This is a genomic window from Flavobacterium shii, assembly GCF_025847235.1.
Taxonomy (GTDB): Bacteria; Bacteroidota; Bacteroidia; order Flavobacteriales; family Flavobacteriaceae; genus Flavobacterium; species Flavobacterium shii.
Genome location: NZ_JAOZEW010000023.1, coordinates 87,236 through 109,492 on the forward strand (window position 1 = coordinate 87,236; position 22,257 = coordinate 109,492).

Annotated in this window: 21 protein-coding genes; 13 read left to right on the plus strand and 8 right to left on the minus strand. The window is 34.2% G+C overall.

Annotation, left to right across the window (positions count from 1 at the left end; genetic code table 11):
- Positions 1 to 23 precede the first annotated feature (23 nt).
- Entirely contained in the window at positions 24 to 713 is a 690-nt protein-coding gene (locus tag OIU83_RS19220) for an alpha/beta hydrolase (RefSeq protein WP_264207885.1), read from the plus strand.
- Between the two features lie 91 nt (positions 714 to 804).
- On the opposite strand, the gene OIU83_RS19225 is transcribed toward OIU83_RS19220, so the two are convergent.
- The 4 genes from OIU83_RS19225 to OIU83_RS19240 all read right to left on the minus strand — a co-directional run bounded on the left by OIU83_RS19225 (position 805) and on the right by OIU83_RS19240 (position 5,163).
- The gene (locus OIU83_RS19225) at positions 805 to 1,566 is read right to left on the minus strand and encodes a LytR/AlgR family response regulator transcription factor (RefSeq protein WP_264207886.1); all 762 of its coding nucleotides are present in this window, start codon (positions 1,564 to 1,566) and stop codon (positions 805 to 807) included.
- Complete coding sequence (locus OIU83_RS19230) at positions 1,547 to 2,608, minus strand: sensor histidine kinase (protein ID WP_264207887.1); 1,062 nt, start codon at positions 2,606 to 2,608, stop codon at positions 1,547 to 1,549. The genes OIU83_RS19225 and OIU83_RS19230 overlap by 20 nt, the downstream gene beginning before the upstream one ends.
- A gap of 226 nt (positions 2,609 to 2,834) precedes the next feature.
- On the minus strand, positions 2,835 to 3,440 hold the full coding sequence (locus OIU83_RS19235) for a porin family protein (RefSeq protein ID WP_264207888.1): 606 nt from the start codon (positions 3,438 to 3,440) through the stop codon (positions 2,835 to 2,837).
- Positions 3,441 to 3,588: 148 nt separating this feature from the next.
- On the minus strand, positions 3,589 to 5,163 hold the full coding sequence (locus OIU83_RS19240) for a Na+/H+ antiporter (protein WP_264207889.1): 1,575 nt from the start codon (positions 5,161 to 5,163) through the stop codon (positions 3,589 to 3,591).
- A 251-nt stretch (positions 5,164 to 5,414) separates the two neighbouring features.
- On the opposite strand from OIU83_RS19240, the gene dapB reads away from it, so the two are divergent.
- Entirely contained in the window at positions 5,415 to 6,215 is an 801-nt protein-coding gene (gene dapB, locus OIU83_RS19245; RefSeq protein ID WP_264207890.1) for a 4-hydroxy-tetrahydrodipicolinate reductase, read from the plus strand.
- A 74-nt stretch (positions 6,216 to 6,289) separates the two neighbouring features.
- On the opposite strand, the gene OIU83_RS19250 is transcribed toward dapB, so the two are convergent.
- From OIU83_RS19250 to OIU83_RS19265, 4 genes are all read right to left on the minus strand, one after another.
- Positions 6,290 to 7,291, minus strand: a complete 1,002-nt coding sequence (locus tag OIU83_RS19250; protein WP_264207891.1) for an NADP-dependent oxidoreductase — start codon at positions 7,289 to 7,291, stop codon at positions 6,290 to 6,292.
- Between the two features lie 25 nt (positions 7,292 to 7,316).
- Complete coding sequence (locus OIU83_RS19255) at positions 7,317 to 8,081, minus strand: SDR family oxidoreductase (protein WP_264207892.1); 765 nt, start codon at positions 8,079 to 8,081, stop codon at positions 7,317 to 7,319.
- Positions 8,082 to 8,197: 116 nt separating this feature from the next.
- Positions 8,198 to 8,890, minus strand: a complete 693-nt coding sequence (locus OIU83_RS19260; protein WP_264207893.1) for an SDR family oxidoreductase — start codon at positions 8,888 to 8,890, stop codon at positions 8,198 to 8,200.
- Between the two features lie 134 nt (positions 8,891 to 9,024).
- Positions 9,025 to 9,615 (minus strand): TetR/AcrR family transcriptional regulator, encoded by a 591-nt coding sequence (locus OIU83_RS19265; protein ID WP_264207894.1) that lies wholly within the window; start codon positions 9,613 to 9,615, stop codon positions 9,025 to 9,027.
- A gap of 335 nt (positions 9,616 to 9,950) precedes the next feature.
- Here OIU83_RS19265 and OIU83_RS19270 point away from each other — a divergent pair, with 335 nt between their 5' ends.
- From OIU83_RS19270 to OIU83_RS19320, 11 genes are all read left to right on the plus strand, one after another.
- Positions 9,951 to 10,745, plus strand: a complete 795-nt coding sequence (locus OIU83_RS19270; protein WP_264207895.1) for an MlaE family ABC transporter permease — start codon at positions 9,951 to 9,953, stop codon at positions 10,743 to 10,745.
- A gap of 1 nt (position 10,746) precedes the next feature.
- Positions 10,747 to 11,526, plus strand: coding sequence for an ABC transporter ATP-binding protein (locus OIU83_RS19275; protein ID WP_264207896.1), 780 nt, complete (start codon positions 10,747 to 10,749; stop codon positions 11,524 to 11,526).
- Positions 11,527 to 11,529: 3 nt separating this feature from the next.
- Positions 11,530 to 12,519, plus strand: a complete 990-nt coding sequence (locus OIU83_RS19280) for an MlaD family protein (protein ID WP_264207897.1) — start codon at positions 11,530 to 11,532, stop codon at positions 12,517 to 12,519.
- Positions 12,520 to 12,815: 296 nt separating this feature from the next.
- Positions 12,816 to 13,277 (plus strand): DUF1810 domain-containing protein, encoded by a 462-nt coding sequence (locus tag OIU83_RS19285; RefSeq protein WP_264207898.1) that lies wholly within the window; start codon positions 12,816 to 12,818, stop codon positions 13,275 to 13,277.
- Positions 13,278 to 13,596: 319 nt separating this feature from the next.
- Positions 13,597 to 15,564: a thiamine pyrophosphate-binding protein gene (locus tag OIU83_RS19290; RefSeq protein ID WP_264207899.1), complete on the plus strand. Its 1,968-nt coding sequence runs from the start codon at positions 13,597 to 13,599 to the stop codon at positions 15,562 to 15,564.
- Between the two features lie 39 nt (positions 15,565 to 15,603).
- On the plus strand, positions 15,604 to 17,250 hold the full coding sequence (locus tag OIU83_RS19295; RefSeq protein ID WP_264207900.1) for a flavin monoamine oxidase family protein: 1,647 nt from the start codon (positions 15,604 to 15,606) through the stop codon (positions 17,248 to 17,250).
- A gap of 579 nt (positions 17,251 to 17,829) precedes the next feature.
- Positions 17,830 to 18,225 carry a type VI secretion system tube protein TssD gene (tssD, locus tag OIU83_RS19300; protein WP_264207901.1) on the plus strand — a complete coding sequence of 132 codons (396 nt, stop codon included), beginning with the start codon at positions 17,830 to 17,832 and terminating at the stop codon, positions 18,223 to 18,225.
- Positions 18,226 to 18,259: 34 nt separating this feature from the next.
- On the plus strand, positions 18,260 to 20,065 hold the full coding sequence (locus OIU83_RS19305; RefSeq protein WP_264207902.1) for a type VI secretion system Vgr family protein: 1,806 nt from the start codon (positions 18,260 to 18,262) through the stop codon (positions 20,063 to 20,065).
- Positions 20,066 to 20,067: 2 nt separating this feature from the next.
- On the plus strand, positions 20,068 to 20,514 hold the full coding sequence (locus tag OIU83_RS19310) for a hypothetical protein (RefSeq protein WP_264207903.1): 447 nt from the start codon (positions 20,068 to 20,070) through the stop codon (positions 20,512 to 20,514).
- Positions 20,496 to 21,722 (plus strand): DUF2235 domain-containing protein, encoded by a 1,227-nt coding sequence (locus OIU83_RS19315; RefSeq protein WP_264207904.1) that lies wholly within the window; start codon positions 20,496 to 20,498, stop codon positions 21,720 to 21,722. The genes OIU83_RS19310 and OIU83_RS19315 overlap by 19 nt, the downstream gene beginning before the upstream one ends.
- A gap of 67 nt (positions 21,723 to 21,789) precedes the next feature.
- The coding region (locus tag OIU83_RS19320; RefSeq protein WP_264207905.1) for a DUF2931 family protein at positions 21,790 to 22,257 on the plus strand (468 nt) is incomplete at its 3' end.

Here is a 22,257-nt window from a genome sequence, read left to right on the forward strand (position 1 = left end):
TCAAACAATTTAAAAATAAAAATATGGCAACAAAAGATTTAACCATTGTTTTGGTTCATGGTGCATGGGGAGATGGCTCACACTGGAGACACGTAATTCCGGCATTGGTAAAAAGCGGTTATAAAGTGCGTAGCGTTCAAAATCCTTTAACCTCATTGCAAGATGACATTAATAAAACAACTGATCTAATTGATGCACAGGAGGGAAATGTACTATTGGTAGGACATTCATACGGTGGTGCTGTAATTTCGGGAGCAGGAAATCATGATAAAGTAGTAGGTTTAGTGTACATCGCAGCATTTGCACCAGATGCAGGAGAAAGTTTGGGAGGTCTCTTGGGGCGTAGAGCCAGTGCAGGCGGAGCCAGTATTTATCCCGACGCAAAAGGTTTTTTTTGGATTAAATACGATGAATTTCATAAATCATTCTGTCAAGATTTAGACGAAGAAAATGCCTTCGTAATGGCTTTATCTCAAAGACCTATACACGGACAATGTTTTGGAGATATCGCAGGCGAGCCAGCATGGAAAACAAAACCAAGTTGGTACCAGGTGTCCAATAACGACAATATGATCCCAACAGAAACAGAGAAAGAAATGGCGGAACGAATGAATCCTAAAAAAATCATATCTCTTGATGCAGGGCATATCTCTTTGGCATCACATCCAAAAGAAGTAGCCGAATTAATTCTGGAAGCAGCTGCAACTCTTTAAAACATACAAAAAACCGCTAATGTTATCAATTGGCGGTTTTATATATCAATTTTAAATTAAAAATAACAAAACGGTTAAAAAGTAATTCTCTTTAATAGGCAAGCCATGTTAGTAATTTGCTTCTCTTTTCCCTGCTTACTATAATATTTCTATCAAATGCAATAAGCAGGTTGATTTTAAGTTTTCTTGGGAAGTAGTCTGTTGCATCTTCTATCGCATTACGATTCACAAGGAACTGCCTGTTCATCCTAAAAAAATCAAATCCTGCCTTATGTTCCAGTTCTTCAAGACTATCGGTCATGGTATACATTTTTCCGGAATGAGCATACATATACGTAATTTCATTTTCGAGGTAAAACAGCGCTATCTTATCCAGAGTAAATGGTAAAAGTCTATCTCTATATTTTACCATTATTGTATTACTGTTATTTTTATTTCTTGCCGTTAATGTAGCCATAGCCGCTTCATACTTCAAGGCAATACTTCCAGCCATGACCTTTTGCATATTTTGGAATTTGAGAAGTGCTTTTTCCAATGATTCAAGGCTAAAAGGTTTTAGTATATATTCTATTCCGTTTACCCTGAAAGCATCGAGCGCATACTCATCAAACGCAGTGCAAAAAATTATAGGCACATCGATCGTTATTACTTTTGCAATGTCAAAACTTAACCCATCACCTAATTGTATGTCACTAAAAATAAGATCCGGTTGCGGATTATCTGTAAAATAATCTATTGCTTCTTTAACAGAACTTAAAATGCATACAATTTCTACATCTGGTTTTATTTGTTTAAGATTGTCAACAAGCTCGTCTGCAACAAGCATTTCATCTTCAATAATTATTATTTTCATGCATCATGATTTTAAAACTGACAGAAAAGGTTTTTCCATCATTCTTGATTATAATTTCCTGACCTGACCACAAGTGGTAGCGTTCGGCTAAGTTACTAAGTCCACTTTTTGTAGACGTCTCTCCCGCATCTCTGCGATTAATAGCGTTGTATACTGTTATATTTTCACCTTCCTGTTTTATAATTAACTTTAGTGGAATTTGCTTGGTAAATATGTTGTGTTTTATTGCATTTTCCAGTAATGGTTGTAATGAAAAAGAAGGAACAAAACCTTTAAGCATTTTTATATCCTCTATTTCTATATCCCATTCCAAAGCATCACCGAAACGTATTTTTTGCATTTCCATATAATTTTTACAAATGTGTATTTCTTCCTCGAGTGTTGTTGCACAGTCATTGTTATGCGATACGGCAGCTCGCAGAAAATCGGCTAATTGTATTAGATACGTTTCGCCAAGTATGGGGTCTTTTTTATATAAGGCTTTCAACGTATTTAATGAATTAAATAGAAAGTGAGGATGAATCTGTTGTTTTAAGAGCAGATTCTCAGCTTGTGAAGTACGAAGTTGTAAACGAGAATTTTCAAGCTCTGTCTGGATTTTATTCTCCCTGAAAATTACAAAGTCATGCAAAAATAATATAATGGTAGTAAGCACAATAGCAATAGCAATAAATGCTGCCAAAAGCTTATAGTTATCCAAATGACTTGGAATTTTTGCCAGATAAGAAAAAATTGGCCATAGTGTAAGATAAATTACTATTCCTGAGGTATAGCTAAGACTATACCTGCATAATCTAAACTTAAAAAGATCATCAGGAAACTTTTTTGCGCTGTACTTTAAAATCTCAACCAATAAGTTGCTTGTAATAAGCATATAACAAGCTGTTTTAATTGCCAGAACAAATAAGGCTGAGAGTATCTCCTCAAACAGAAAGAGTAATAAAAAAGTAAATGGAAAAGCCAGTCCCACCAGCAGCATATTTAACTTTCTAATCTCTTTGAGATTATATGAATTTACGGTTTTCTTAATATTGTTTATCATATTGATAAAGTTAAACGATTAGTGTATTTTCATTGTAGTTTTAGCATTATTTACAGCAAGGAATATACAAAATATGTATGAATATTTTATCTTATCACCCGTTTTACAGTTAATTATAAAATCATACTTTCAGCTACAAAAAAAGTCCGACTACAAATTGTAGCCGGAACTTTCATCACGATATCAAAATAAAAAAGCGTGGTAACCTAACCCTTATTTGTTATTTTTAAAAAATATAAAACAAACTTACCTGACCTGTATTATTTTGAAAATCAGTATTTATACCAGCAGTTTTCACTTTTGTAACATCCGTTAAAGATCTATAATACCTTGCTCCGATTCCTAATCCATTTTTGAACTGATAACCAATCCCTGCTGAAACTCCTCCGTCAATTTTTTCGGCATATTTTGTGCCTGAATTGATTCCCAAAGCGCTAAAATTCTCATCTACTAATATCCCTACTTGCGGACCTGCCTCAAAATATAAACCAAAATTTGTTTTATACTTTAATAGAATTGGAACTGTTACATAAGATAGTTTTATATCCTTGCCATCCATAAGACCTCCTTTTATTTTGGCTCCTTGGGTGGAGTATAAAAACTCTTCTTGAATAGAAAACTTATCATTGAATTTGTAACCTACAATACCACCCGCATGAAAGCCTGTCAGCCCTTCTGTATCAAAGTCTGCATTAGAAAAATCACTATAGTTCGCTCCGGCTTTTACTCCAAAATAAAGACGATCTGTTATGTTTTTGAAAAAGCTTTGGCTAAAACCGCTTGTAGTAGCTAACAGAATACAGCCAATAAATAATTTTTTTATGATGTTCATAACTTTAAAATTTTAATTTTTATACTAATAATTGTTTTTTAACAGGTCAAAAGTATAAAGTCTAAATATTATGAATATTATAAATTGAGGGGAGACGGACAAAATTGAACCCGAAACGGATTTTTTGGGTTTATCGAGTCAAAAATGATCACATCAAGCGTAGTTTTTCTTCTTCCATATCGAGACGGTATAAATGTCTACGGATAATTTCTTCGTCTAATAATTCAAAGCTTTTATTCTTCTGGATCAACCATTGCCTTTGATTGTTTAGAATCTCACGATATATTATTTCGATTTCTTTGGTCATTTTTACATCATCAGAAGAATTAATACCTGCTTGCCACTTGGTCGCCATTTGCTGTAGTAATGGTAAAGTTTTAAGTTGCTCGTTGTAATTACTATTTAGATTATTAAGGGCAATTTCTGCCAGTTGTTGGTTTATTCGATTATGAATCTCTTCTTCTGTAAACTTTTGGGGAGGACTAGGAATCTTTAATTTCCTTATTAACACCGGTAAAGTCAATCCCTGTATGGTTAATGTTAGAAAAATTACGACAAACGTAATAAACAATATTAGATTTCTTTGTGGGAATGGTGTGCCGTCATCAAGATTTATTGGTATCGATAAAGCTGCTGCAAGGGATACAACACCTCGCATACCCGACCATCCTAAAATAAAAGGGCCTCTAAAACCCGGATTGGTAGTCTCGGCAACTGTAATGAAATTTCGCGCAATCATTGTTACTATAACTGCTCCATACGCAGATAAAATTCTGCCCACAATTAAAACAACTGTAACCAATACTCCATAACCAATTGCATTGTAGATACTAACTCCTTCAAGACCTGCTGTAATTTCTGGAAGTGCTAGACCTATAAGGATAAATACAAGACCATTGAGTACAAAACAAAGGCTTTCCCAAACATTTACACTACGTACTCGGGAAGCACTGTTCAAAAAGGAATGCCTGTGATTTGATAAATATAAACCACCACTTACTACTGCAAGAACTCCGGAACTATGTACATGTTCTGCTATAATATACATTAAATAAGGAGCTACTAATGAAAGAACGATATCCATATTGGCATCGGTAGGCAAATATTTTTGAGATTTTCTAAAGATTAATCCAAGTAGTAACCCAATCCCAATACCTCCAATAATCATCCAAACAAAATCCAAAGCTGCCTCATACCATATAAATTGACCTGTTGCAACTGCTATTAATGCAAATCGAAAAATAATAAGCGATGATGCGTCATTAAGCAAGCTTTCTCCCTCAAGAATAGATGACAATGTGCGTGGCACTTTTACAATTTTAAAAATGGCACCTACACTTACTGCATCTGGTGGCGATACAATACCCCCAAGCAAGAAACCCAAAGCCAAAGAAAAACCAGGGATAAAATAATTGGCTACAAATGCTACTGAAAGTGCCGTAAGAAACACCACTACAAATGCAAAACTGCTTATAATTCGCCTCCAACGCCATAATTCCTTCCAGGAGATTGACCAAGCTGCTTCATAAAGTAATGGTGGCAGAAAAATTATAAAAATAAGCTCCGGCTCAATATGTAGTATTGGAACACCAGGGATAAACCCTAAAATTAATCCAGCAATAACCAAAAGTACCGGATAGGCAACTTTTAATTTATTGGCCAGCATAATGATTAATACAATAGCAGTAACAAGCCCGAGACCAAATGAGAAATTTTCCAGCATAAATGTTCACCTTTTTTAAACTAAAACAAAGATATTGGATTTTTCCTATTACATAACCTTATTACTACCTTGTATATTCAATTTCAATCTATTATAGTTAATAGTAATTATTAATAGTAAGATTTAAAATTTAATACTGCTGTTTACTTATTCTGAGTTATTTTTTTTAAATTGTAATCAAATATAACACCTAACACCCTCAATAAGAAAATATTTTAACTCAATCGAAGGGGAAATAAAAAATAAAGAAAATGATAAAAGTATTTATAGCAGGAGCAACAGGCTGGGCAGGCTCAGAATTGAGTAAAGGTATTTTTAATATTGACGGAATGCAGTTGGTTGGCGCATTATCCCGAAAACACAAGGGCGAAAATCTCGCGGAAATTCTAAATTTAGGAGATGTACAAATCCCTGTTTTTGGAGATATAGAAACAGCTCTATCAGAAACTAATTTTGATGTATTGGTGGATTATACAAAGCCCGAAGTAGGCAAAAAGAATATTATCGCTACATTAAAAAAAGGAAAGAATGTTGTTGTTGGAACATCGGGCTTAACAAACGAAGATTATAGCGAGATCGAAAAAGTAGCTCTTGAAAACAATGCTTCTGTATTGGCTGTTGGAAATTTTGCTATGACAGTGGTGCTACTGCAAAAATTTGCTGAAATGGCTGCCAAGTACATTCCAAATTTCGAAATTATTGATTATGCACATCAAGATAAAATTGATAGCCCAAGCGGAACAGCCAGAGAATTAGCACATCGCCTTTCTCAAATCCAAAAGCCAACGGTTCATGTTTCTAATGATGAAATAATTGGCGATAAAGCAAGTCGTGGAGCAAACTTAGATGGTGTACAAGTTCATTCTATTCGGCTTCCGGGACACGTTATTTCCATCGAAACTATTTTCGGATTACAAGATGAAAAATTAACCATCCGACATGATTCCGGTACAAGTGCGCAACCTTATGTAAAAGGTGCCATACTTGCCATTGAAAAAGTAGGAACATTTAAAGGATTAAGACGTGGTTTGGGCTCTGTAATGGAATTTTAAAATTCAAAATTGCGCAAAGTCGGAGACATTTGCGCAGCACAAGTATGAAATGTTTAGCAAAAAATATAGACTACTTATTTCATTTTCACAACAACTTTTCCTTTTGTACGTCCACTTTCTACATAAGATAGTGCTTCGTTTAATTCTTCAAAAGGAAAGATTTTATCCATAACCGGTTTAATTATTCCCGATTCTATAAGAGCAGTAATTTTACTTAACTGTTCCCCTTGCGCTCTCATAAATAAAAAGGAATAATCAATATTTCGATTTCTCGCTTTCTTACGTATGCCGGCACTTATTAAGGAAAGAATTTTTTTTACATACCAGGGCGCTCCAATTTCTTTTGCAAAATCCGGAGTTGGAGGCCCTGAAATTGAAATTAATTTTCCGCCGGATTTTAATATGTTTATCGATTTTTCAAGTGTTTTTTTATCCTGACTATTCAATACAACATCATAATTACTTAGGCGTTTCTCGAAATCTTCATTTTTATAATCAATAATTAAATCGGCACCTAACTCTTTTAATAACTCGGAACTTTTTATACTTGCAGTGGTAGCAACCTTAGCGCCTAAATGTTTCGCAAGCTGAATTGCAATGGTTCCTACGCCTCCGGAGCCTGCCTGAATAAACACTTTATCCCCTTCTTTTATTTGTGCTCTTTCAACCAGTACCTGCCAAGCTGTAAGAGCCACCAAGGGAATGGATGCGGCTTCTTCCATAGAAAGATTCTTAGGCTTGAGTGCTACATCTTTTTCATCTATGGCAATAAAAGCTGCAAATGTTCCGATGCGAAAATCAGATGGTCTGGCATAGATTTCATCACCAACTTTGAACTTTTTCACATTTTTCCCAACCTTAGTTATTATACCTGCTACATCATGTCCCAGAATTAATGGAAGTTTATAAGGCAAAATGAGTTTAAATTCGCCTGCCTTTATTTTGGAATCCAAAAAATTCAATCCAGATGCGTAAACATCAACCAGAACATCATTATCCTTTACTTCCGGTACAGGCATATCTACAAGCTCCAATCTGGAATTTTTACTATACTTGTTAATTATAAATGCTTTCATTTTATATACTTTAAAACTTTATTTATTACTTAAGACTTGTGTATGCTTTTTTAGGATTTACCAGATTAAAAGCTAGTTTAGGGAAAAACCTGCTTACAAAATATAGTAACTTGGAATCCCCAACACGAATCGTAAATTGATCTTTTTTAAGTCCCGAAATAAGTGCTGTTACCAACTGTTCTGTGGTTAATTTTTTGTCATTTCTATTAGCCGTCATCTCTGTTGCTACAACTGGAGGTAACAGCTCAAATACTTTTACGTTACTTCCCAATATCTCCAAATCTTTCCTAAGCAATCGGGTATAAAAACTTAAAGCTGCTTTAGTTGCAGAATAAGTTGGCTCTTCGATGGCTGGAACTAAACTTAAAATTGATGTTGTGTTTATTATTGCCCCTTCCTTTCTTGATTTGAGCATATTAATAAAAAGATCATTCAGTCTTATAACACCCAAATAATTAACGTTCATTTCATAAATTGCATTCTTCAGAATTTGTTCATTTGCAATTCCAAGATTTAGCGCCGGACTTCCAACACCTGCATTATTGTATAAAATATCAATTCCGCCCAAAGAAACCACCTTATTAAAGAGGGATAATGCATCATCGGGATTCTCGACATCACTTTTTATAACTGTTAATTGGGGAAGTGTTTTTTTTGCAGTATCTAATTTAGCCTGATTTCTACCTGTAATAATCACGTTGGCTCCTTCTGATAAAAACTGTCTGGCAGATTCTAATCCAATACCAGAAGCACCTCCGGTAATCAATATTGTTTTACCTTTTATATCCATTTTATTTAAATTTTTTATTCTCTAAATAAATTCTCCGTTATTAAATTTAAGAAACTTTTTTTGAAAAAATAGTCAGTTATTTCTACTTTCATAACGAAGAACTTAATTTTACTTAATTATTTAAAAAATTGTTTAGAATCTCCTACTGGAACATCAAACTGATTTTTTTCTAAAGCAAGAAGTAATTCATCGGCAACATCTTCTGGTGGAATACCGTTTGCCCCTCCTATTCCTGCCGAAAATTCTGTATTTACCAATGGAGGATATACCTCATAAATCTGGATATTTTTTTCTTCTTCGTATGTGTATCTCAATGCAACGGTATAACTATGCAATGCAGCCTTTGTCGCACCGTAAGTAGGTAGAAATTTATGACTGTCGAAAACTGCAATTGACGAAATATTTATAATAGCTGCCTCTGCCTTTTTAGCCAGGTGAGGCAGTAACAATTCTGTAAAATGTATCACACTAAAATAGTTCGTATTCATTTCGATAAGTGCTTTTTCATGTGCATTTTTGGTTTCACTTAAAAGGTAAGCAAAAGCAGCACCAGCATTATTGATGATTATGTTCACCTCCGGATAATTCTCCTTTAATTGTGTTGCAATACGAACTCTATCTGTTTCCAATGATAAATCCCCTTGTATCGCAATAGCATTATCCAATTGTTTTAATGCATTTTGCAAACGTTCTTCATTACGCCCATTAATGATTATTTTATTCCCCGCAGCGCTTAATTTTTTAGCTATAGCCAACCCTATTCCTGCGCTCCCTCCAGTTATAAATACTGTATTTCCTGTTGTTTTCATTATTGTTTATTTAAATTAAAAAATTATTTTTATTTTGTTTATTTTATAGATATTTACGATTCTATTATTTAAACATTTATACTATTTAGTTTATTTTAAAATATACTTTTTAGTTTATTTTTATCTAAAAAAAATTACAGAGCGTATTGCTCCAATTCAGATTTTAGACTCTTAATAAGACCTTGCATAGGTTTAGCAGTGTCCATAACTCTACACATTACAATCCCTCCTTCTATAGCAGCAACCATTTTAAAAGCAAAAACAACAGGATCAAGAGTATTGGAAAATTCACCAATATTAATTCCTTCCTGAAGCAAAGCAGTAATTTCTTCCTGACCAGTTCTAAACACTTTGGCTACTTTCAATTTTACACCCGGATAATTATCATCGGCCTCTACAGCCGTATTAAATATAGGACATCCTCCGGAAATGTATGTTTCAATAGGATTTTTATAAAAGTCCATAAATGCAAGCACTTTACCTTTGGGTGTTTTACCTTTAGAAACAGCAGCTCTTACTTTATCCGAAATCTTCTTAAGCGATAAATCTATAACTTGTTCAGACAAATCATCTTTACCTTGAAAATGACCGTAAAGACACCCCTTGGTAAGCTTTGTCGCCTCAAGGACATCATCTATATTCACTCCCGAAATACCTTTCTCATTATAAAGTGGTACCGCAGTTTCTAATATGAATTGTTTTGTTTTTTCGGCCTTTGTAAGCATTGTATGTTGCAATTAGAATACAAATATACTAAAAAGTATATTTTAATACACCTAAAAAATAAATATAAATATACAAATGACCTAAATTACAAGATATTACAAAGAATTTCTTACAGCTAACAAAGAATTATTTTCAATATTAATGAATATTTTATTTATATGTATCTTAAAAACGATAAGTTATTCTGAGTACAATAATTTCATTATCAACATCTTTTAGAATAAAATCTTCATTATAACTTTATTTTTGTAATTTTATAATACCTATTCAATAGAGGTATATTCGGTTTATTTTTAAAGATTCAGATTATAATAACATAATAAAACACTCTAGAATGAATAGTATCGGGACAAAAAAAAATTTGTTTTCAAAATCAATAGATTCTTATTTAGAGGGTGTTTATCAAGGGTATCGTTTTACGGCTCGCTTTTTTAGAGAAGCATTTACATCTCCTTTTCATTGGCGGGAAATTATCAATCAATGTTTTGAAGTAGGATTAAAATCACTTTCATTAATAACGCTTACCGGATTCATTGTTGGTATCGTTTTTACAAAACAATCACGCCCCTCATTAGAGACTTTCGGTGCCGTTTCCTGGTTACCATCATTAATAGGAATCGCTATTGTAAGGGCTTTAGGTCCACTGGTAACTGCATTAATTTGTGCGGGTAAAGTTGGTTCAAGCATTAGTGCAGAGCTGGGCTCCATGAAAGTAACAGAGCAAATTGAAGCTATGGAAGTTTCTGCGATCAATCCTTTCAAATATCTGGTTGTTACCCGCGTTCTTGCTACAACAATCTCTATACCTATTCTGGCATTGTATTGCAGTTGTGTAGGATTATTGGGCTCTTATTATAATGTTCACTCCGAAGAAGCTACCAGTTTGGTAACGTTTTATAAAAATGCCTTTTCTAATATTTCTTTTTTAGACATCTTTTCATCTCTCATTAAATCTATTGTTTATGGTTTTACTATTGGAATTGTTGGCTGTTATAAAGGATTTTATGCCAAACAAGGAACTCGTGGCGTAGGAAAGGCAACAAATCATGCGGTGGTGCTTGCAATGTTTCTTATCTTTTTTGAAGAAGTTATTATTGTACAAGTTGTTAATTGGATAAGATATTTTTAAAATGGAGAGACACAAAGTACAACATAATATTAATACAGACGAAACAGTCATAAAAATCAACGGATTATATAAATCCTTTGGTGAGCTGGATGTTTTAAAGGGTGTGGACTTAACAGTTCACAGGGGTGAAAATATTGCTGTACTTGGAAAATCCGGTTCTGGTAAATCGGTATTGATAAAAACTCTTGTGGGATTATTAAAACCTGACAAAGGCGAAATAATGGTATTGGGAAAACAGGTTAATAAATTACACCGAAAAGAATTAGACGAGCTGCGATTGCGAATTGGATTTTCGTTTCAAAACAGTGCTTTGTATGATAGTATGAATGTTTATCAAAATCTGGCATTTCCGCTAACAATGAACGTGAAGAACCTTTCTAAAAAAGAAGTGAATAATGCCGTTGAAGAAGCGCTGGATGCTGTAGGATTAAAAGATAAAATAAAGGAACTCCCTGCAGATCTTTCTGGAGGGCAACGCAAGAGAATCGGGATAGCAAGAACATTGATTCTTAACCCCGAAATAATGTTGTACGATGAGCCTACAGCTGGATTAGATCCTATTACAAGTACCGAAATTAATGATCTTATTGTAGAAGTACAACAGAGATATAAAACCAGTTCTGTTATTATTACCCATGATCTTACCTGTGCCAAAAATACTTGTGATCGCATCGCCATGCTGGTTGAAGGGGAATTTTTGAAAGTCGGAAAATTTGAAGAAGTTTTAAACTTAGATAATAAACAGGTAAAAGAGTTTTTTAACTATAATTTTATACAATAAGTTATGAATGAGTCTCCTAATAAACGTGGTATAATTGTGGGTCTTTTTATTTTACTAGGAATAATTTTCCTTGCATTGGGAATTCTAATGGTAGGTAATCTGCATGAAACCTTTAAAAATAAAGTACAGTTAGTTTGCCTATTTGATGATGTAAATGGATTGCAAAAAGGAAATAACATTTGGTTCTCGGGTGTTAAAGTAGGAACTGTCGCTAGTGTAAGTCTCAATGATAAATCACATGTTTTAGTGCGCTTAAATGTGGAGAAAAACATACAAAATTTCATTCGTAAAGATGCCAAAGTCAAAATAAGTAATGATGGACTTATTGGTAATAAAGTCATCGTTATCTATGGAGGTACTTCTCAATCTAATGCTGTGCAGGAAGGAGACACTTTGGCTATTGAGAAATCATTAACCACAGAAAATATCATGAATACGTTGCAGAAAAACAATGAAAATATTCTGGCTATTACCACTGATTTTAAAACTATAAGCAAAAAACTAACGACAAGCGAGGGAACGGTTGGGAAATTAATAAATGACAATACATTATACAATAACATCAATTCGGCAACTGCATCTCTTAATGATGCTTCTGCAAAAGCAAAAGATCTCATGACTTCGCTTAATAGTTTTAGCTCAAAATTAAATAAAAAAGGAACTCTTGCCAATGAATTAGTAACAGATACTGTTGTTTTTAGTTCGATAAAAAAATCTGCATTGCAATTACATCAAATGACTCAAAATGCCAATGCATTAGTGACAAATCTAAAAGAAGCAAGTGCAAATCCAAATACTACTATTGGCGTCTTGATGCACGATGAACAATCGGGTGCCAATTTGAAAAAAACACTGGAAAATCTGGAAAGCAGCTCTGAGAAATTAAATGAAGATCTCGAGGCTGCCAAACACAACTTTTTATTAAGAGGTTATTTTAAAAAGAAAGATAAAGATGCAAAAAAAGCTGCCGCAAAGGAGCTAAAAAACAACTAGAATTGATCGTATTAATTAGAACTCCCCTCCTATTATAGGCTTTTATACCAAGCTTAAGATTGAAAAAAGATGTTAATCGGGGGTAAATGTTAAAGAATACATCTTCATTTGGAGAAAATAAAAAAAGACCTGCAAGGATTAATCTGACTTTCAGAAGGTATCATTTGTTTTAACAAAAAATAACGTAGGATAATCCTCAACTTAGTCATAAAACACACACTGTCTGAATCTTGTATTAGGTTTCTCCTATCTTTTTTACTATTTTTGCAACCTTTTTTTATTAATATAATACAACAATGACTCACTCAAACAATGATTTAATCCGCTTTTTAGAGGCACAAAACCACCTTTATCTTACCGCTCTTTCTGAAATTAAAAAAGGAAAAAAAGAGGCTCACTGGATGTGGTTCATCTTCCCTCAAATAAAAGGATTGGGGACTAGCGATACGTCCAATTATTATGCGATTGCTGATTTAAAAGAAGCTACTGAATTTCTGGAACATCCTATTTTAGGAAAACATCTTATTGAGATCTCAGAATTATTACTGACTTATAAAATGATCGCTGCAGAAACAATTCTTGGAGAATTGGATGCGCGAAAATTACGCTCTTCAATGACTCTTTTTACATTAGTAGAAAATAGCAATCCTGTATTTCAAAAAATATTGGACGCCTTTTTCTCTGGCGAACAAGATTCTCTTACTTTATCTATTATTAATTCAACAATAACGTCATCTATTGAAACAACGACATTGTAATTTTTATTACAACATTGCAATAGATTACCGAAACAGAAAAGACACTCCATAAACGTAGTGTCTTTTTTGTTTTAAAGGACATAGATATAGAGTAAAGACTCTCAAATAATAAAACGCTTAGGCGAGATACTTTCTGTAAAAAGAATATGTATCTCGCCTTTTGTTATTTACAACTAATTAAAAATAAAATTCAGTATTTGCAAAACACGTATTTATACTCAATTTTTTATAAAAGCTTGTTTCTACCTTTGATTTACAATCTATTCAAAACCATAATCATCACAATATTAACTCATTGCAAAACAACACCCCAAATATCATGAAAAAAGAAGCAATTCAAAACCCTACACGATGGACTAGAGATTATTTATTTGATATCCTTAAAGATTTAGGAATCCAATATATATTTGGCGTTCCCGGTACTAATGAAATTCCACTAATAGATGGAACTTCATATCCGGAAAATGGAGTTAAATATATCGAATGTTTACATGAAAATATTGCTATTGGAGCCGCAATGGGTTCTGCCCGCATGACAGGAAAACCCGGAGTACTTGTGGTGCATGTTACGCCAGGAATTGCACACAGTATAGGTAATCTTTTTAACGCTCATCGTTCTCAAATGCCGTTGGTAATTCTTTGCTGCCAGCAACAAAACGAGTTGGTTACTCAAGAACCATTACTAGCGTCAAATCTGGTAGACCTAGCAAAGCAATATACTAAATGGGCTCATGAAGTACGTACCGCCGAGGAAATTCCATTGGTATTACAAAGAGCTTTTAAGGAAGCGATGGCACCACCAAATGGTCCTGTTTTTATTTCTATACCGTGGGAATTTACAATGGTCGCCATTGAGGAAAATCAAAAAATTAAAGGAGTCACTCGTATTGCTCCTCACTTTATTGGAGATAATGAAGCTGTTAAACAAACAGCCAATTTATTGGCTAAAGCCAAAAATCCTCTTATTGTTTGTGGCGATGCTGTAGGTTATGCAGATGCCTGGAAGGAAGTTCAGGATTTGGCCGAATTAATTGGAGCACCCGTTGTTTTACAATCTTTTAGTAGTGTCGCCAATTTTCCAAACAATGATTATCACTGGCAAGGAGAATTACCTGGGTCACAAGCAGGAGTTCAGGCAGTTTTTAAAGATCATGACGTAGCTTTTCTAGTGGGTTTTGGAGCTCAGGCACAAGTTGCAGTATTTAAATATTCTGATGGACCATTGATACCCGAAAATGTAAAACTAGCCTATCTCACCAATAACACTTGGGATATTGCCAAGAACTTTTATGGTGAAGAAGCTATTCTGGGAGATATTAAGGCCACATTACCACTATTAAACACTTATATCACTCCACAAAGACCAATAGCTGCTGAAGCACGAAATAAAAACCTCAAGGACTTGGATATCTCTCGTTCTAAACAATGGAACGATTATCATGACAAGGCCATGAAAGAGCCTGATATATGGGCTGTTGTTATAGCCAAAGCATTAAAAGAAGCTATTGAAACCCGCAAGTTAACAGATAATTTTGTATACGTTCATGAAGCTGTTTCCGATGGAGCTCCTTTTCAATATTATCTTCCTTTTGGAACCAATGGAGCAAAACCTATTAGTTATTATTGTGTAGCCGGTGGTTCGCTTGGATGGTCGATGCCTGCTTCGTTAGGAATTAAATTGGAACCAAAAACAGCACAAGGAATCGGTACTAAATTGGTCATTAATGCCATAGGCGACGGATCTTCTTTATTTTATCCGCAAACCTGGTGGACTGCAGCTCACGAAAAATTACCAATCTTATATATTATTACCAATAATCATGAATATCATACGCTACAACTAGGTCTACAACAAGTTGTGGATGCCTACGGAAAGGCTCCGGGATATGGATGGACGCCAAAAACAATGGATCCTGATTATTTACGATTAGAAAGACCAAAAATGGATTTTGTGAATTTAGCAAAAGCATTTGGTGGAGAACACGGAGAAGTTGTACTTACAGCAGCCAAAGTAAAAGAAGCTGTCGAGAGAGGCGTAAATCATGTTCTAAACAATAACTCTTCTTACATATTGGATATGCGTATTGCTTCGAATACTCCACCATTAAAAATCAAATCAAACGATACGTTTTTTATGGTCGATAAACGATATGCTTTGCAACCACCGCTAAATATTTTCCTTGATGATTCATTAAGAAAAAATGCATCCAGCAAAAAAGCATCACTTAAAATGGTTGAATCCTTAGAAAACGAAAATATAATCTTGAATTTACCATCACTCTTTTAAAGAAATAATCGTTGCGAAAGCGACATAAATATAAAAAAAATGGAAAATAAAAAAATTGACATCGCCATAGTAGGTGGAGGTGTTTCGGGCGTATACAGCGCATGGAAACTTAAAACAAAATATCCCGACAAAAAGATAGTCCTCTTTGAAGGTGGTGATCATATTGGCGGACGTTTATTGTCTGTAATACCTCCGGGGATTCCAAATATGGTGGCAGAATTAGGCGGAATGCGAATTCTTGAAAACACGCAGCATTTAATAGTAAAATTAATAGAAGATATAAATAAAAAATTATCTCCGGAAGAGCAAATCAAATTATACGATTTCCCTGTAGATCAGCCTCAAAACATAGCTTATTTACGTGGTGAACACCTGCGTTTATCGGACTTTACAAGTGATCCCGACAAAGTACCTTATAAATTATCTTTTTTGGAAAAAGGAAATACTTCGGGAACAATAATTGTAAATGCGATCGAACAATTAGTTCCGGGTGTGACGAATACAAATTTAACCGAAAAGGAACGTTTAGATATGTGTCATAAAGCAACATTTGAAGGAGAACCATTATACACATTAGGATTTTGGAACCTACTCTACCGTGTAATTAGTGGAGAAGCGTATCAATTTAGTATCGATTCTGGAGGATATAACTCGACACTGGTTAACTGGAATGCTGCAGATGCAATTCCGTGGTATCTTTCGGATTTTGGTTTAGTACCAAAATACAAAGGATTTAAAAATGGATTCCAACAAGTTCCAATTTCACTAGCAAATTTCTTTGAGCAAGACGGAGGCGAAGTAAGATTAAACGCTAAACTAGAAGGATTTGAGTCCAAAAACAATATATTTGAACTTACAATTAATGGTGAAATCATCGAGGCAACACAATTAATATTGGCTATGCCACGTCGCTCTCTTGACCTATTAACTAATACTTCTCCTAGATTACAGGAAATTCAATCTCTTATAAGCAGTGTGACTCCAAGACCATTGTTTAAAGTATTTACCACCTATTCCAGCCCTTGGTGGAGAAATGCAGGATATACAGATCCTGTAGAGGGATATGTACCATTACAATCAGGAAGAACTGTAACCGATTTACCTATAAGACAAACCTATTACTGGCCTATTAACAATGGAGATCCTTCACAAAGCGGAGAATCAATGCTATTGGCAAGTTATGACGATGGTTCGAATATTGGTTTTTGGGACGGACTTAGACCTCAACGAAAAAAAGCGTGGAAAAAAGGTATTTCTCATGCCGATCTTATAAGTGATCCTTTTATTGGGGAAGGCGCTAATGCCGAAATTGCCGAGAGCAAAGTTTTAAACCAGAGTTGGCATGATTACCAAGCTCCCCGCAAAATGGTTGAAGAATTAGACCGTCAGTTAAAACAAATTCATGATGTAGATTATACTCCAGCCGTTCAGAGTGCTTCTTTCCGTGATTGGGGAGAAGATCCGTTTGGAGGAGGATGGAATAGTTGGAATATTGGAGTTAAAAGCTGGGAAGTAAAAGAACAAATTGTCCACCCAATAGAAAATTGTTCTTTATACATTTGTGGAGAAGCTTACTCTGATGCTCAAGGTTGGGTTGAAGGAGCTTTGCAAACGGCAGATATTATGCTTACTAAATTCATTGCTATAGAAAGTAAAAATCCTGTAAAACAAGAAGCAATTTCATAAAATACAACAACAAAACATACTAACTTTTTTTATAAAGCTCAGTCCATTACGATTGAGCTTTATCATTTCTTATCAATACTGGTTTGGACTGTTTTAATTAATAAAATCATACTAGGCATTTAATTGTAGTACATATAAATAACTATTCAAACATTAAAACACTTAATAAAGTACATAGTAGTTTACCCATATCGGATACTGTACAAGATGAAATTAAATACCTTTCTCAATAGCGCTTTTTAATAAGATATTTAGCGGAGGCAAATACACATTCATGATAATAAATCATCTTAAAATCGATTTTCAGTCAAAATAACTTTTTAGTTAATAAACACTAACAAAAAAGCATTCTTGGAATTATTTCAAGAATGCTTTTTTGTTGTTATATAGCTATATCTTTTTTAAAACATTATTATTTTAAGTTAATTAAATGATAGAATTTTGTTGTAGTATATTTTTTATAAAATCACTAAAAGTGGGTATTGTTTTAATGTAACGCAACCTTTAGGTTTGCAAGATTATTTTTACATCAAATGGTAAGACAATATTTAACCTATCTATAATCAATAAACCAAAACCATGAGTTTTTTATCCAAATTACAGATTGACGGGGAAGAGTACAATATCCTTGAATTCAATATCAACTTTAAGCAAGAAATCGATACAACGAGTAAACCTACTGGAAATGCCAAAGGAGGTATTATAAAAATAATAATTGAAGCCAATCAAAGCAGTAGTTTTTTGTCTTGGATGTTAAATGGAGATTTGACCAAGGATGGGAAAATCATTTTTTATAGAAGGGATGCTTTGAGCAAAATGAAAGAACTCACATTTATAAAAGCATTTTGCATTAGTTATGATGAAAAATTTACCAGCACAACCGAAATACCAATGAAAATCACAATGGAATTAGTCGCCAAAGAAATAACCTTTGGGGATGCCAAATCTTCGAACAACTGGATTGCACTGGATTAAATTTAGAAATTAAATAAAATAAGTACCGATTATCATGACACATTTATCAGAACAAGTACATATAACTATAGGGAGTTTTACTCAAAATGTTGTTTATTATGATTTAAAGCTATCCCAAAAAATGGCAGACCATCATCATTTTTCATTTATATGGCAATATACAGGCAAAGCAATTATAAAACCTGCTGACCAGGCAAAAGCATTAAGAAGTTATTTGGGTGATGAAGTTATTTTTACCTTTAAGAGCCTTACAGGAATTAGATTGATGAGTAAAGGAATCATAACCGAACTTTCTTCTGTTGATCTTCACGGTAGTCCAGTTGGTTTACACGTTACAGGTATAAGTCATACGATTGTTTTGGATGATATGAAAAAATCAAGAACTTTCTTAGAGCGAGGAATGGACGATATTGTACTTGGTATTTTTACCGAAGGTCCGGGCGAATTTTATCAAAGAGATTCTATAAGGTCAACCTATCTTAAGGAGTTCAAATACATGGCTCAGTATAATGAAACCAGTTTTGAGTTCTTAAAACGATTGGCAGCACGTTACGGACAATGGTTCTATTTTGATGGTATGCGTATGCAGTTTGGACAAACAAAAAGTAGTAACGTAAAACTAATCAATGGGGCTTCCCTGCATAGCTTTAAGATACAAACGAATATGGTATCTCATAAAATTTATTTGACTGGTTATGATTATAATAATGGCTCAGATATTCGTAATGCTGCTGCGAGAACCGCTACAGGTAGTAAAGACAGTTTTTCGACTATAGTAGGTTATAATCAAGGAACTGTTGTACAGCCTGATTTAAGCAATGGTGCCTATACGACCAATGCACAAAGCAAAGAGGAAATAGAAGAAATGGTTACATTACAAACTGCGGGTAGCGATGCCAATAGTGTGTATTATAGTGGTATATCATACTTTCCTTTAGGAATCGGACAAGTATTTACGATAATAAATCAAACCGTAGAACATGAACTGATTGTTATAGAAGCGATACACCACTCAGAGGTACACGGAAACTATTCTTGTGAGTTTAAAGCGATTCCTGCCGATGTTGCAGCTCCACATTATACTAACGTTCATGTTTTTGCCAAAGCCGAAACCCAACCCGCAAAAATAGAAGACAACAATGATCCCGAAGGATTAGGTCGTGTAAAAGTGCGGTTTTATGGAGCAACCAGCAATACTTTGAGCCAATGGATACGCATGTTACAACCGCACTCGGGAGCAGGAAAAGGCTTTTATTTTATCCCTGAAATTGGAGAAGAAGTATTGGTCGGTTTTGAGGGTGGTAATGCTCAGAATCCCTATGTTATGGGAACACAATATAATGGTAATGAATCTTCGGGTTATGGCTCGCCAGAAAATGACATAAAAGTAATTCAAACCCGAAGTGGGTGTAAAATCGTTATCAACGATGCCGATGGTTCTATCTTAACACAGGATAAAGCAGGAAGTAAAGTTTTTCAAGATGGACAAGGTAATGTTACAACCGATGCCATCAAAACTTTTACTGTAAATGCCGAAAATATTAATTTTAATGCTTCAGAAAACATGAACACAAATGTAGGTATAAATAAAATGGACGCCATTGGCGGAAATCATACCGAAACAATTACAGGTTCAAAAACTATTTCTATCGGGATAAATTTCGTTTTAAATATTGTAGGAAGTATGTTTGAGTGGATAAAAGGAAATAAAGAAACACAGGGTAAAGGCATTAAAGAAATGGCTCAGGAAATATTTTTAAATAGTACAGAGAAAAGTATCGATGTACGAGGTGCCAAAAATGTAAATAACCATAGTGGCGAAATATCTAAAAACGGTTAATCATGAGTATTACAAGAATTATTGGCGGTACATTAAAAAAGACCGCTACAGACAATATTGATATACGCGCAACCGAGGGTAATGTAGATTTTATTGCAACTCAAAATAATAATTGGCACGGAGATCAAGAAGGTGTTTTTTACCATGATTATGAACCCTTACATCCTGCCGATTCATTGGCAAATGAAATAAACATTACATTAAATATTTTTTTTGATGGTACGCAAAATAATAAAACCAATACGCTAGAAGGTAAAAAGTACAAAGAATCAAACCAAGAAGACGATAGTTATACCAATGCTTTCTCAAACGTGGCACGAGGTTATGATACTGTAGCTACTGATGTTCCTTTTCAGGAAAGTATTTATATAGAAGGGATAGGAACTTCTGATAAAGAGAGTGATGATATTTTTCCGGATGTTGCCTTGGTATGGGAGATCGAGGTGTAGTGGCGAAAGTAGTAAAGGCTTGTGTTGAAGCAGGGAAGATACTCTCTCAGGAAAAATATACAGGAAAAGAAATCGATGAATTAAAAGTAAATGTTTTTGGTTTTAGCCGTGGTGCTGCAGCCGCCAGACATTTTTTGCATATCGCTAATAGTCCTGCTATTATTTTTAACACAGATCGAGAGAATAATATAACAGTAAACACACCTCGTAACTACCAAGGAATGGAAAATCAGGACTTTAGATTTAAGGTACCTTATAGTCCTCTATTAGATAAACACGGTTATTTTGCAGCTTGTCTGTTAAAAAGAAAAATTAATCCCAAAAAAATTAAATTTCATTTTACAGGACTTTATGATACGGTTGCTTCTTACGGAGTTTATCATGGCAATGATGTAAGCGATTTAGATCTTGACGCCATTAAAAATTCACATTTTGTTTTACAGCTTTCGGCTGATGACGAATACCGCGAAAATTTTGACCTTACCGATATTACCAGTGCAGGATTAAATGGGTTAGAATATACCCTTCCTGGCGTACATTGTGACATAGGCGGTGCTTATAATGATCTGGAAGAGGAAGTTTCTGTTTTGTATTACAAAAGAGAATCGGTATACAACAGGGTAATTCATGATACAGATACCGAAATTGAAAAATTTAGACAAATAGTAATTAACGAAGGCTGGTATAAACCCTATCAAGTTACAGCAGGAGTGCTTCATGACTCAGATTTAGGTACAGAAGTAAAAGGAAGCGTCGATGATGCCGAAACTTTTTATACCGTTGTAGGAACAAGAGAAAATCTACGCAATAGCTATGATAAAATACCGCTAAAAAAAATGTTCTTTTTCTCCGATTATTTTGGGGTGAAATATGATACTACTAAAATTGAAAAAAAATACGAAATAAATAATCTTTTTTTGCAAGAAGTTTACAATCAGTTAATGAACTATATGAAAGCCTGTAGTGATTTAAGGAATAAATATATTAGAGAAAAATCGAATGATTCGAAAAGTTATTTAAACGAATTGAGACAAATATCGTATCTTGATTATATAAGTGAGAAAGATTTAAAAACTTTGCGAAACGAATATTTGCACTGGTCAGTAAAAGCCAATAAATTTGGATTGGAAACGCGCGAAAGTCAAGCTCCATCCAAAGAAGGCGCATTGGAACAAAAATATAGAAAAAGAGAAATACACCATGGATAAAATAAAAAAAATAGTATCGCATTGTAGTTTATTAGCCGTTGTTTTTACCCAATTAATTAGTTGTCAAATGAAAAAAGAATTACCACAATTTCATGTAGAGATGTGTCATCCTGAAAACAAATATGGAATCGAACCTGTTTATGATAAAATAAAAACACTTGAGGGCAGTTCAGCTTCATTCCCTTATGGAGGTTCTTCGGGCGAATGGGGATCTGCTCATAAACGATGGACAGAACAGTACGGTACTCCTATAGGGGTAGATGTTACTTATTATGCAGGATATGAAGATACCTTTTATCGTTTGAATGTGGATTTTCCAGTAGATACGATTGTGGATTTAACCAAAAGATTTTATTCCAATTACGAAGATTTAGAAAATGACGAAGATTTAAAGGAATATGTATATGAGCGTAAACCCAATCAATCTGTAACGTATAGCGAATTTGGTGATATTATTTTTGGTTTTGCACCAAAAGGAATGGTCGTAGTTTGGTTGCGGTATGGGGCTACTCAAAAAGAACTGGGGCGTTATCAG